Raw genomic sequence first — 12,245 nt, 5'->3', positions numbered from 1 at the left:
TTAGTATACCAGTACGGCACGACGGTTTTTAGCGTAAGCCGCTTCGTCATGGCCCAGTACAGCTGGTTTTTCTTTACCGTAAGAAACGATAGAGATCTGGTCAGCAGAAACGCCTTTGCCTTGCAGGTACATTTTAACAGCAGTAGCACGACGTTCGCCCAGGGCGATGTTGTACTCTGGAGTACCACGTTCGTCAGCATGGCCTTCTACGGTCACTTTGTATGACGGGTTGCTACGCAGGAAAGCTGCGTGTGCATCCAGCATCTGAGCGAATTCAGAAGACACATCGTACTTGTCTAAGCCGAAGTAAACGATGTTGTTTTTCTGCAATTCTTGCATCTGCAGACGAGCTTGCTCTTCTGAAGACATGTTTGCGTTTTCAGTGCCAGCGCCAGTGTTCAGACCCATACCTGATTGGTCGTTGTCTGCGTTCTTGTGAGAACTACAAGCAGCGACTGCCAGTACAGGCAATGCCAGCATCAGCCCTTTCAGAACTTTGTTCAGTTGCATCTATTCGATCCTTTTATAATTTTTTGCCATACATAGTTGTATATGCATCACAGATACGGCGACCAGGCAGGAAATTTGACCTGTCCATCAGTTGCCGGAAGACGCGCTTTGAAACGTCCATCAGTCGATACCAACTGCAACACGGAACCCAGACCCTGTGAAGAGCTGTAAATAACCATGGTGCCATTTGGTGCGAGGCTAGGCGTTTCATCCAGGAACGTGTCCGTCAATGTTTGAACGGCTCCCGTTGCCAGATCTTGTTTAGCGATGTGCTGTGTACCGCTGGCGCTGCTCACCATAACCAGGAACTTGCCATCTGCACTTACGTCAGAATCCTGATTTTGAGAGCCTTCCCACGTCAGACGCTGAGGCGCACCGCCATTAATATTCACTTTATAAACTTGTGGACGACCGCCCTGATCCGACGTAAATGCCAGATTCTGGCTGTCCGGGAACCAGGTAGGTTCAGTATTGTTGCTACGTCCATTGGTCACCTGACTGATTTGGCCTGAGCCAAGGTTCATCACATACAGGTTCAGGCTACCGTCTTTAGACAGTGCGAAAGCCAGTTTGCTGCCATCAGGTGAGAACGCAGGTGCACCATTGTGACGTGGGAAAGAAGCAATCTGTCGAATGCTGCTGTTCGCCAGCGTCTGCACAACCAGTGCGGAACGGCCACTTTCAAAGGTCACGTACGCCAGTTTGCTGCCGTCTGGAGACCAGGCCGGAGACATCAGCGGTTCTGGTGAACGGTGAACCACAAACTGATTATAACCATCGTAGTCAGCTACACGCAGTTCATACGGGAACTTGCCGCCGTTGGTCTGAACGATGTAAGCGATACGGGTACGGAATGCGCCTTTCACACCGGTGAGTTTTTCAAACACTTCATCACTGGCGGTATGGGCGGAATAACGCAGCCATTGCTTGGTCACTTTATACTGGTTTTGTGCCAGTACGGTGCCCGGCGCGCCAGAGGTATCGACCAGTTGGTAAGATACCACGTAGCTGCCATCGGCTGCAGGCTGAACCTGACCGATAACAACAGCATCAATACCCAGAGCGGTCCAGGCGGCAGGAGTGACTTCTGCTGCGGTGGCCGGCTGCTGAGGCATACGTGATGCGTCAATAGGATTGAACTTGCCGCTGTTACGTAAGTCAGCAGCAACGATGCCACCAACATCTTCAGGTGGAGTACCCGGACCTGCCCATTTGAATGGCACAACGCCAATCGGGCGGGCGGTATCTACACCCTGGGTGATTTCAATACGAACTTCTGCATGTGCTACAGATGCCCACATCATTATAAGGCCGAACGCTACTCGAAATGCCTGCTTCATTGTATCTCCCTTATCTGGACGTATCTGCCCGCGATAATTTAGCAGAATTTTAACAAACCAACGCACACAAAACTAGAATTACACCCTGCAATCTATCGTAAAATTCTGAAAAGTTATTATTTTCATCTTTCTACGGTTTAAAATCTAACGGAGCATTTTTAAATACTTCATAGACTGCTTCTGAAGGTGGTTTAGGGAATTTAGCCTGTCGTGCCGCGGCAAGCGCTGCCTGACAAAGTGCCGGATCCCCACCTTCCGCTGTCACACTATTGAGTGAGCCATCTGGTGCCATTTTAACGCGCAACGTACAGGTTTTACCTGCATAGGATGCAGCATCATAGAATCTGCTTTCGATTGCGGCCTTAATCTGGCTGCCATAGTTAGCAATATCAGCCCCGGACGCGCCCGCTTTCTTCTGTGTACCCTTTCCTGCCGGAGCAGATGCCCCGCCGCCCGTTGAACCTTTAGGCGCGTTCTTCGAATCAGCAAGACCATCGAATAAATTGTCAGCATCCGCAGCGGCTTTTGCGGCTGCAGCTGCAGCCGCTTTCTTATCGGCAGCCGCCTTTTTCGCGGCAGCTGCCGCTTCAGCTTTCTTCTCAGCTGCCGCAGCCGCTTTAGCATCTGCAGCGGCCTTGGCATCGGCATCAGCCTGCGCTTTAGCATCTGCAGCGGCCTGAGCTTTCGCTTCAGCAGCAGCAGCTTTTTTCGCTTCAGCAGCGGCTTCTTTCTTAGCATCTGCTTCTGCCTGTTTCTTGGCAGCCGCAGCGGCAGCCGTCGCTTCTGCTTCAGCCTGTTTCTTCGCTTCGGCAGCAGCGGCTTTTTTCTGTGCATCAGCCTGAGCTTTCGCGGCTTCTTTAGCAGCATCGGCTTTGGCCTGAACAGCAGCTTCTTTCGCAGCTTCAGCCTTTGCTTGTGCAGCGGCGGCTTCTGCCTGTTTCTGCTGTTCTTTGGCCTGCTCAGCGGCTTGTTCAGATTGCTTCTGTTGCTGGGCCTGCTGCTTCGCGTCTTCCTGCGCTTGCAGACGCTCTTTCTCAAGCTCTTTCAGGCGCTGTTGTTCTGCGGCCTGCTTTTGCTGTAATTCTTCAGCCTGTTGCTCTGATTTTTTCTGACGTGCTGCTGCAGCACGTTGGGAATCAGCTTGTTGCTGCTGTTGACGGTTGTACTGATCGACCACTGCACTTGGATCGACCATCACCGCGGAGATATCGCTACCGCCACCGCCGCCACTCATGCTGGTATCTTCGTCCAGCGATCCCAAAATCAGCAGGCCTATAATGATGATATGCAGAACGACCGAAACAATAACGGCGCGTTTGAGCTTATCGTTTTGTTCAGTTGCAGTTGCCTTTACCAAAATAGATTTCCCAAGACAGGATTACCAAAACCCGGATCCCTTCAGTGCCTGTCGTTATCTTTTAACAAGGCAGGGAACGCCGGGTTTCAAATAAGTGTTACAAATTACCTATCCTCAGATAGGTTGTGTCATCAATCCGACAGATTTCACACCGGCCTGATGCAACATATTCAGCGCCTTGATGATTTCATCATAAGGCACATCTTTTGCACCGCCGATCAGAAAGACTGTCTTCGGATTGGCCTGAATACGGCTGGTCGCTTCTGCGATAACCTGCTGTTCAGGCAACTGTTCCATACGCTGATGATCCACCACAATGGTGTACTGACCGACGCCTGAGACTTCAACAATCACCGGTGGGTTATCATCACTGGATACGGTTTTGGAATCCGTTGCATCAGGCAAGTCAACTTCCACGCTCTGAGTAATGATCGGTGCTGTTGCCATAAAAATCAGTAACAGAACCAGCAGTACGTCCAGCAACGGAACAATGTTGATCTCCGACTTACCTTCGCGACGGTTACGACGACCTCGTGAACGAGCCATACTCTCCCCCTTTAGTTACTGCCGGTTTCGCGAGAGAAAGCCTGACGGTGCAGGATGGCCGTAAATTCTTCCATGAAGTTATCGTAGTTTTGCTCAAGCTTGTTCACACGCTGGTTGAGGCGGTTATACGCCATTACCGCCGGGATAGCAGCAAACAAACCGATCGCGGTCGCAATCAGTGCTTCTGCGATACCCGGTGCAACCATTTGCAGGGTAGCTTGTTTCACAGAACCTAAACCGATGAAGGCGTGCATGATCCCCCAGACCGTACCAAACAGACCGATGTACGGACTGATTGAACCGACCGTACCCAGGAATGGAATGTGCATTTCAAGAGATTCGAGTTCACGGTTAAAAGAAATACGCATCGCGCGCGAAGACCCTTCGATCACGGATTCTGGCGCATGGCTGTTGGCACGATGAAGACGTGCGAATTCTTTGAAACCAGAATGGAAGATTTGCTCTGCCCCGCTCAGGGTTTCGCGACGGCCCTGACTTTCCTGATACAAACGGGAAAGCTCAATACCGGACCAGAATTTATCTTCAAATGCTTCTGCCTCACGGGTGGCGGCATTCAGCACTTTCGTACGTTGAATGATGATTGCCCAAGACGCGACAGAGAAGCACACCAGGATAAGCATTATCAGCTTAACGAGGATGCTGGCCTTTAAAAATAAATCAAGCATGTTCATGTCAGTCACTGCTTAAACTCCGCGACAATAGACTTAGGAAGCGCTCGTGGCTTCATTTGGTGTGGATCAATGCACGCAATTAACACTTCCGCAGAACTCAGAAGGTTTCCTTGCGAATCAAGAATTCGTTGTGCAAAAGTAAGAGAAGCTCCGCGAATGGACGTAATCTCACTCTGGACATCCAGCATGTCATCAAGACGAGCTGGTGCAAAGTATTCGACCGTCATGCGGCGGACAGCAAAAGCGACGTGTTCGCCCAGCAACTGTTGCTGGTGAAAATTGCGTTGGCGCAACATCTCTGTGCGAGCCCTTTCATAAAAGGCGACGTATCGAGCGTGGTAGACCACACCTCCCGCGTCTGTGTCTTCATAGTAGACACGAACCGGCCATCGGAACAACGAATTACTCACTGTACATCCCGTAATGCAATTTGACGGCACTACTATACTCAAGAGGGCTGGGGTTGGGAATGGGTTGCATTGCTGTATTGAAAATAATTATGGGCCAGAACGGCCCATAAGACTTTGTATGTAAATCTGTGTATTTATTCAGCTAAAAAAGTATAGAAGTCCGGCAGCTAAAGCGATCATGGCGAGCAACGGGCAAAAGAAAGCTTTCCAAATCGACTTGTGCGGGCGAAATCCCAGACCGTGAATCACGCCAGCACACACCGCCCAAATCAGAATGATCCCATGCCACACTTCCAGCTGACTGGTCGACGAGGCAAACATGCCCGGTTTCCAGAAAACACAACCGGCAAGAACCAGCGACATCACCAGTGAAAGGGCCCGTAAGGGGCCCTTATCGGTGAGGGCGTATATCTTATCCGCGATCACACTCATTACTTCTCTTCTTTGGCTGCTTTATTGGCTTCGCTGTGCTCAAACGCCAGCGCGGTAATGATACCAAACGAGCAAGCCAGTAAGGTGCCGAGGATCCAGGCAAAATACCACATGGTGTTCTCCTTAATACAACGAATGCTTGTTGTTCTCGATGTAGTTTTTATCGAGGCGACCGAACATCTTGTAATACGCCCATGAGGTGTAAATCAGGATGAGTGGCACAAAGATACAAGCTACAACGGTCATCACTCTCAGCGTCAGCAGTGTAGATGTCGCATCCCACATAGTCAGGCTGGCATTCGGCTCAGTGACGGATGGCATCACGAACGGGAACATGGTGATACCGGCAGTCAGGATCACACAGGCGATAGTCAGTGAGTTACTGATAAACGCCAGCGCGCCTTTGTTGATGCGTGAGAACAGAATAGTCAGCAGCGGCAAAATAACGCCCAGCACAGGAATAGCCCACAGGCCTGGTGTCTTATTGAAGTTTGCCAGCCATGCGCCCGCTTCATGAGATACCGTTTTACGCAGAGGATTTGACGGGCCCGCATGATCCATTACTGAAGTCACGGTGAAGCCATCAATCCCTTTTACTAACCAGATACCGGCCAGCAGGAAGCACACCATCATCACCAGCGCGGAAATCTGGGATGCCGCACGGGTACGCAGGTGGAGTTCACCCACGGTACGCATTTGCAGATAGGTTGCGCCTTGCGTGATAAGCATGGTCAGGCTGACCAGGCCAGCGAGGATGCCGTACGGGTTCAGCAGCTGTAACAGGTTACCGGTGTAGAAGAGACGCAGATCGCTATCAATGTGGAACGGAACGCCTAACAGCAAGTTACCGAATGCCACGCCGAACACTAATGCAGGCACGAAGCTCCCGATAAAGATGCCCCAATCCCACATGCCACGCCAGCGTGCGCTTTCCACTTTTGAACGATAGTCAAAACCGAGCGGACGGAAGAACAAGGCACACAATACCAGCACCATCGCAGCATAAAAGCCGGAGAATGCAGCAGCGTAAACCATCGGCCATGCGGCGAACAGCGCACCACCGGCAGTGATGAGCCAGACCTGGTTACCGTCCCAGTGCGGAGCGATGGCGTTGATCATTACCCGGCGGTCGGTATCGGTTTTGCCGATAATACGCACCAGAATGCCTACGCCCATATCGAATCCATCGGTGACTGCGAAGCCGATAAACAGCACGCCAATCAGCACCCACCAGATGAACCGTAGCGATTCATAATCAAACATATTTGGACTCCCTTTTACCGAGTTTGCTCAAGTGGCGCTGGAGTTTGTTCAAAGTGATAGCGACCTGTTTTCAGGCTGCTTGGGCCCAGGCGTGCATATTTGAACATCAGGAACATCTCAGCGATCAGGAACAGGGTGTACAGGCCGCAAATCAGAATCATTGACGACAGCACATCACCGACCGTCAGTGAAGAGTGCGCAACTGCAGTCGGTAGCACTTCACCAATAGCCCAAGGCTGACGACCGTATTCCGCCACAAACCAGCCCGCTTCCACAGCAATCCAGGGTAATGGCAGGCCGAGGAATACTGCACGGTGTAACCACCGTTTCTGACCAATCTTGCCACGGATCACCGCGAAGAAGGACAGACCGATCAGCACCAGCATCAGGATGCCGCAGGCAACCATGATACGGAATGCGAAGTACAGCGGCAGAACACGCGGAATAGAATCTTTGGTGGCTTTCTGGATTTGTGCATCGCTCGCATCCGCCGGGTTATCGGTATAGCGTTTGAGCAGCATACCGTATCCCAGATCCTGCTTGGCGCTTTCGAAATCGCTGCGCACTTTCGGGTCAGTGTTACCTGAACGCAGTTCTTCCAGAAGCGTGTAAGCTTTCATCCCGTTGCGGATACGCACTTCGTGTTGTGCCATCAGGTCTTTCAGACCGGTGACCGGCGTATCCACAGAACGCGTTGCAATAAGGCCCAGCAGGTATGGAATCTGAATAGAATATTCGTTTTCCATTTTGTCCTGATTCGGCATGCCGAACAGCGTAAAGCTGGCCGGTGCAGGTTGGGTATCCCACTCGGCTTCAATGGCAGCCAGTTTAGTTTTCTGCACGTCACCCATTTCGTAACCGGACTCATCACCCAGAACGATAACGGAGAGCACAGCCGCCAGACCGAAACTTGCCGCGATAGCAAATGAACGCTTCGCGAAACCGATATCACGGCCTTTAAGCAGGTAATAAGAGCTGATGGCCAGAATGAACATCGCGCCAGTCACATAACCGGACGCCACGGTGTGAACGAATTTAACCTGCGCAACCGGGTTCAGGACCAGCTCGGAGAAGCTGACCATTTCCATACGCATGGTTTCGTAGTTGAAGGTTGATGCAATCGGGTTCTGCATCCAGCCGTTCGCCACCAAAATCCACAAAGCAGATAAGTTCGAACCGAGGGCAACAAACCAGGTCACCGTCATGTGCTGAACTTTAGTCAGACGATCCCAACCGAAGAAGAACAGGCCGACTAATGTAGATTCAAGGAAGAACGCCATTAAACCTTCAATCGCCAGAGGCGCACCGAAGATATCACCGACGTAATGTGAGAAATATGACCAGTTAGTCCCGAACTGGAATTCCATGGTTAAACCAGTGGCGACGCCCAGTGCAAAGTTAATTGCAAAGAGTTTGCCCCAGAATTTGGTCATATCTTTATAAATTTGTTTGCCAGAAAGCACATAAACCGTTTCCATAATTGCCAGTAAAAACGCCATACCCAGCGTTAATGGGACAAATAGGAAATGGTACATGGCTGTTAAAGCAAACTGTAAACGCGACAGTTCAACGATATCAAACATCTTGACCCCTTGCTCCTCGGAGGAAGACCCCAACTTGCGATCTCTGACGAAACGGTCACCCGCAACGCCTCATGACTACCAGAATTCAAATCAAATATGTGCAGAATAGAAATGTCTGCGATATGACGGAGTAAAGCCAGCTCGCAGGCACTCTGAGCCCCGACAAAAAACCCACCTTCAAGCCTCGAATCGGGCTTTGCGGACAGGAGAAATTTTGGGGAAAATAAACATACAAAAAACTGATGTTACAGAACCAGTATGTTACGCCACTAATTCCACACAATAAATAGGTTTTTTAGTGACCCAAAGCCTATTTACGCATACAGGTCAATTAGCGCTCAGATCTGCTTCATCAGCTGAAATTGATCTGACGCAATTTAAGCCTATCTCATTGTTTATTTCTATATTAGCTACATCAAATTCCAAAAAAATATTTCCGGATGTTACATTGGAGTTTCAATACACTTTAATGATGACTTTATTGTTAATTAATTGTGTTTATATGGTTGGCGATAATATCTAAATTCGGTTTTAGCGAGTCTAAATATTAACTTTTCATTCCCAATTACCCTATCGTGCGTTGTTAATAAATCTGACTTAAATCAGTTATTGTTAAACATTATAGCAGCAATAAAAAAGGTCACCCGAAGGTGACCAACATGTCGAATCTTTGAAGCTTTCTGCACACCCGCCAGAATTCTCCCTGGCAGGCGATTTTGTACTTACTGTGGCAGCAGAGATTTCACCGCTTCGCCGATATCCGCCAGGCTACGGACAGTTTTCACACCGGCCGCTTCCAGCGCAGCGAATTTATCGTCTGCAGTACCTTTACCACCGGCAATGATGGCGCCAGCGTGGCCCATACGTTTGCCTTTCGGCGCAGTCACACCAGCGATGTAACCCACAACCGGTTTGGTCACGTGTGCTTTGATATAAGCAGCCGCTTCTTCTTCCGCATTACCACCGATTTCACCGATCATCACGATCACTTCAGTCTGTGGATCTTCCTGGAACAGCTTCAGGATATCGATGAAGTTAGAGCCAGGGATCGGGTCACCGCCGATACCGACACAGGTAGACTGGCCGTAACCGTAATCGGTAGTCTGTTTAACGGCTTCATAGGTCAGTGTACCGGAGCGGGACACGATGCCTACTTTACCCGGCAGATGAATGTGGCCCGGCATGATGCCGATTTTGCATTCGCCTGGGGTGATTACGCCAGGGCAGTTCGGCCCTATCATCACTGCATCGCTTTGATCCAGTTTCATCTTCACAACCAGCATATCCAGAGTCGGGATGCCTTCAGTGATACAAATGATAAGCTTGATGCCCGCATCCAGCGCTTCCAGAATGGAATCTTTGCAGAACGGTGCCGGAACATAAATCACAGACGCGGTTGCGCCGGTGGTTTCTACCGCTTCACGCACGGTGTTAAATACCGGCAGGCCCAGATGTTCAGTGCCGCCTTTACCCGGCGTTACGCCGCCGACCATTTTTGTGCCATATGCGATGGCTTGTTCGGAGTGGAAAGTCCCCTGGCTACCGGTGAAACCCTGGCAGATAACTTTGGTGTTCTTGTTGATTAAAATCGACATTATTTCCCCTCCACTGCCGCGACAACTTGTTGAGCCGCATTCGTCAGGCTGGTCGCTGCAATGATGTTCAAACCGCTGTCTGCCAGTTTTTTGGCACCCAGCTCGGCATTGTTACCTTCAAGACGCACCACAACCGGCACGCTGACGCCCACTTCTTCCACCGCACCGATGATACCGTCGGCGATCAGGTCGCAACGAACGATACCGCCGAAGATGTTGACGAAGACGGCTTTCACTTTTTCATCCGACAGGATGATTTTGAAGGCTTCGGTCACACGTTCTTTAGTCGCGCCGCCGCCCACATCGAGGAAGTTAGCGGGTTCGCCACCGTGCAGTTTCACGATGTCCATGGTGCCCATTGCCAGACCGGCACCGTTCACCATGCAACCGATGTTGCCGTCGAGCGCCACATAGTTCAGTTCCCATTGCGCAGCCTGAGCTTCGCGGGCATCTTCCTGACTGTGGTCGCGCATTTCGCGCAGTTCTGGCTGACGGAACAGAGCATTGCCGTCTGCGCCCAGTTTGCCATCGAGGCAAATCAGGTCACCGGCAGTGGTCACCACCAGCGGGTTAATTTCGATCAGCGCCAGATCGCGCTCAAGGAAGATGTTCGCCAGACCCATGAAGATCTTAGTGAACTGCTGAACCTGCTTACCGGTCAGGCCCAGTTTGAAAGCCAGTTCGCGACCCTGATAAGGCTGCGGGCCCGCCAGCGGATCCAGGGCCACTTTGTGGATCAGGTGTGGCGTTTCTTCTGCCACTTTCTCAATTTCCACGCCGCCTTCAGTAGACGCCATGAACACCACGCGACGGGAGCTGCGATCGACTACCGCGCCGAGGTACAGTTCTTTATCGATGTCAGTTGCCGCTTCAACCAGGATCTGGTTAACCGGCTGGCCATGGGCGTCTGTCTGGTAAGTAACGAGACGTTTACCCAGCCAGTGTTCTGCGAAAGCACGAATTTCTTCTTTGCTTTTCACGACTTTCACGCCGCCCGCTTTACCGCGACCACCGGCATGAACCTGACATTTCACCACCCACGGACCGGCACCGATTTTCGATGCAGCCTCTTCCGCTTCACGCGGGGTGGAACAGGCGAAGCCTGATGGTGCTGGCAGGCCGTAGCGCAGGAAAAGCTGTTTCGCCTGATACTCATGTAAATTCATGATGTTCTATCCATTCTTATTCAGTAGGAGGGCTTTATCAGTGGCACAGCGAACTGTGCCACTGAGGGTCGAGATCTCTTTTACTTACGACAACCGGGGACTAAACGTCCAGCAGCAGACGAGCCGGATCTTCCAGCATCTCTTTAATGGTCACCAGGAAGCCGACCGATTCGCGGCCATCAACCAGGCGGTGATCGTAGGACAGTGCCAGATACATCATTGGCAAGATCACGACCTGACCATTCACCGCCATCGGACGATCTTTAATGGCATGCATGCCAAGGATCGCGCTCTGCGGTGGGTTGATAATTGGGGTCGACATCAGTGAGCCGAAGACGCCGCCGTTGGTCACAGTAAAGTTACCGCCGGTCAGTTCTTCCACTTTCAATTTGCCGTCGCGGCCTTTGATCGCCAGCTCTTTGATTTTTTTCTCGATATCCGCCATGCCCAGCGTATCCACATCGCGCAGAACCGGCGTCACCAGGCCACGTGGGGTAGAAACGGCAATGCTGACGTCGAAGTAGTTGTGGTAAACCACATCTTCGCCATCGATAGAGGCGTTCACTTCCGGATAGCGTTTCAGCGCTTCAACTACGGCTTTCAGATAGAAAGACATGAAGCCCAGACGCACGCCGTGACGTTTTTCGAAACCATCACCGTACTGCTTACGCAGGTCCATGATTGGCTTCATGTTGATTTCGTTAAAGGTGGTCAGCATCGCAGTGCTGTTCTTAGCTTCCAGCAGACGCTCGGCAACACGTTTTCGCAGACGGGTCATCGGTACGCGTTTTTCGCTGCGTGAACCCAGAGCCGGTGCCGTTGTTTCGCTGGCAGCAGGCGCTGAAGCAGGCTTGGCATCCTTGGCTTTCGCCAGGTGTTGCTCAACGTCTTCACGGGTCAGACGACCACCCACACCGCTGCCTTTGATAGCGTTGGCATCGAGAGAATGCTCTGCGATCAGGCGGCGGATCGCCGGGCTGAGGGCGTCGCTGCTCTCTTCTTCCAGCGCAGCTGTGTGGCGTGCCGCAGGAGTCGCTTCTTTATCGGAGCTTTTCTCAGTGCTTGGCTTACCAGAGCTGTTACCCGGACGGATGCGCGCCAGAATCTGACGGGAAATGACCGTTGCGCCTTCGTCTTCAATGATGCTGTCCAGAATACCAGCTTCGCTCGCCGGCACTTCCAGAACCACTTTATCAGTCTCGATCTCTACCAGTACATCGTCACGCTCAACACTGTCGCCAGGCTTTTTGTGCCAGGTGGCAACCGTCGCATCCGCAACGGATTCAGGAAGGTCAGGGACCAGAATATCTACGCTACTCATTATCAATCCTTCTTATGTTCCATATGGTTA

The 12,245-nt window shown here is 51.4% G+C and carries 13 protein-coding genes; all 13 read right to left on the bottom strand.

Annotated features, from left to right (window positions below):
- The 13 genes from pal to odhB all read right to left on the bottom strand — a co-directional run bounded on the left by pal (position 1) and on the right by odhB (position 12,215).
- Complete coding sequence (pal, locus tag GE278_06705; protein QLK60476.1) at positions 1 to 510, bottom strand: peptidoglycan-associated lipoprotein Pal; 510 nt, start codon at positions 508 to 510, stop codon at positions 1 to 3.
- Positions 511 to 557: 47 nt separating this feature from the next.
- Positions 558 to 1,850: a Tol-Pal system protein TolB gene (gene tolB / locus GE278_06700; GenBank protein ID QLK60475.1), complete on the bottom strand. Its 1,293-nt coding sequence runs from the start codon at positions 1,848 to 1,850 to the stop codon at positions 558 to 560.
- Between the two features lie 130 nt (positions 1,851 to 1,980).
- On the bottom strand, positions 1,981 to 3,207 hold the full coding sequence (tolA, locus tag GE278_06695) for a cell envelope integrity protein TolA (protein QLK60474.1): 1,227 nt from the start codon (positions 3,205 to 3,207) through the stop codon (positions 1,981 to 1,983).
- Between the two features lie 114 nt (positions 3,208 to 3,321).
- A complete protein-coding gene (tolR, locus tag GE278_06690) occupies positions 3,322 to 3,753 on the bottom strand; it encodes a colicin uptake protein TolR (GenBank protein ID QLK60473.1) in 432 nt (143 codons plus the stop codon).
- 11 nt (positions 3,754 to 3,764) lie between these two features.
- Positions 3,765 to 4,454 (bottom strand): Tol-Pal system protein TolQ, encoded by a 690-nt coding sequence (gene tolQ, locus GE278_06685; protein QLK60472.1) that lies wholly within the window; start codon positions 4,452 to 4,454, stop codon positions 3,765 to 3,767.
- A complete protein-coding gene (gene ybgC, locus GE278_06680; GenBank protein QLK60471.1) occupies positions 4,451 to 4,855 on the bottom strand; it encodes a tol-pal system-associated acyl-CoA thioesterase in 405 nt (134 codons plus the stop codon). The genes tolQ and ybgC overlap by 4 nt, the downstream gene beginning before the upstream one ends.
- A gap of 138 nt (positions 4,856 to 4,993) precedes the next feature.
- Positions 4,994 to 5,287, bottom strand: a complete 294-nt coding sequence (ybgE, locus tag GE278_06675) for a cyd operon protein YbgE (GenBank protein QLK60470.1) — start codon at positions 5,285 to 5,287, stop codon at positions 4,994 to 4,996.
- On the bottom strand, positions 5,287 to 5,400 hold the full coding sequence (gene cydX / locus GE278_06670) for a cytochrome bd-I oxidase subunit CydX (GenBank protein ID QLK60469.1): 114 nt from the start codon (positions 5,398 to 5,400) through the stop codon (positions 5,287 to 5,289). The genes ybgE and cydX overlap by 1 nt, the downstream gene beginning before the upstream one ends.
- A 10-nt stretch (positions 5,401 to 5,410) precedes the next feature.
- On the bottom strand, positions 5,411 to 6,550 hold the full coding sequence (cydB, locus tag GE278_06665; GenBank protein ID QLK60468.1) for a cytochrome d ubiquinol oxidase subunit II: 1,140 nt from the start codon (positions 6,548 to 6,550) through the stop codon (positions 5,411 to 5,413).
- A 14-nt stretch (positions 6,551 to 6,564) separates the two neighbouring features.
- Complete coding sequence (cydA, locus tag GE278_06660; protein QLK60467.1) at positions 6,565 to 8,133, bottom strand: cytochrome ubiquinol oxidase subunit I; 1,569 nt, start codon at positions 8,131 to 8,133, stop codon at positions 6,565 to 6,567.
- Between the two features lie 722 nt (positions 8,134 to 8,855).
- A complete protein-coding gene (sucD, locus tag GE278_06655; GenBank protein QLK60466.1) occupies positions 8,856 to 9,728 on the bottom strand; it encodes a succinate--CoA ligase subunit alpha in 873 nt (290 codons plus the stop codon).
- The gene (gene sucC / locus GE278_06650; protein QLK60465.1) at positions 9,728 to 10,894 is read right to left on the bottom strand and encodes an ADP-forming succinate--CoA ligase subunit beta; all 1,167 of its coding nucleotides are present in this window, start codon (positions 10,892 to 10,894) and stop codon (positions 9,728 to 9,730) included. Before sucC ends, sucD begins: the two co-directional genes overlap by 1 nt.
- A gap of 100 nt (positions 10,895 to 10,994) precedes the next feature.
- The gene (odhB, locus tag GE278_06645; protein ID QLK60464.1) at positions 10,995 to 12,215 is read right to left on the bottom strand and encodes a 2-oxoglutarate dehydrogenase complex dihydrolipoyllysine-residue succinyltransferase; all 1,221 of its coding nucleotides are present in this window, start codon (positions 12,213 to 12,215) and stop codon (positions 10,995 to 10,997) included.
- Between the last annotated feature and the right edge of the window lie 30 nt (positions 12,216 to 12,245).

The organism is Enterobacteriaceae bacterium Kacie_13 (genome assembly GCA_013457415.1).
Lineage (GTDB): Bacteria > Pseudomonadota > Gammaproteobacteria > Enterobacterales > Enterobacteriaceae > Rahnella.
This window is presented reverse-complemented; position numbering and strand designations above follow the sequence as displayed.

Excerpts from the sequence above, each read along its gene's own strand:
- pal (QLK60476.1), bottom strand. The coding sequence starts at position 510 with ATGCAACTGAACAAAGTTCTGAAAGGGCTGATGCTGGCATTGCCTGTA.
- tolB (QLK60475.1), bottom strand. The coding sequence starts at position 1,850 with ATGAAGCAGGCATTTCGAGTAGCGTTCGGCCTTATAATGATGTGGGCA.
- tolR (QLK60473.1), bottom strand. The coding sequence starts at position 3,753 with ATGGCTCGTTCACGAGGTCGTCGTAACCGTCGCGAAGGTAAGTCGGAG.
- ybgE (QLK60470.1), bottom strand. The coding sequence starts at position 5,287 with ATGAGTGTGATCGCGGATAAGATATACGCCCTCACCGATAAGGGCCCC.
- cydX (QLK60469.1), bottom strand. The coding sequence starts at position 5,400 with ATGTGGTATTTTGCCTGGATCCTCGGCACCTTACTGGCTTGCTCGTTT.
- cydB (QLK60468.1), bottom strand. The coding sequence starts at position 6,550 with ATGTTTGATTATGAATCGCTACGGTTCATCTGGTGGGTGCTGATTGGC.
- cydA (QLK60467.1), bottom strand. The coding sequence starts at position 8,133 with ATGTTTGATATCGTTGAACTGTCGCGTTTACAGTTTGCTTTAACAGCC.
- sucD (QLK60466.1), bottom strand. The coding sequence starts at position 9,728 with ATGTCGATTTTAATCAACAAGAACACCAAAGTTATCTGCCAGGGTTTC.
- sucC (QLK60465.1), bottom strand. The coding sequence starts at position 10,894 with ATGAATTTACATGAGTATCAGGCGAAACAGCTTTTCCTGCGCTACGGC.
- odhB (QLK60464.1), bottom strand. The coding sequence starts at position 12,215 with ATGAGTAGCGTAGATATTCTGGTCCCTGACCTTCCTGAATCCGTTGCG.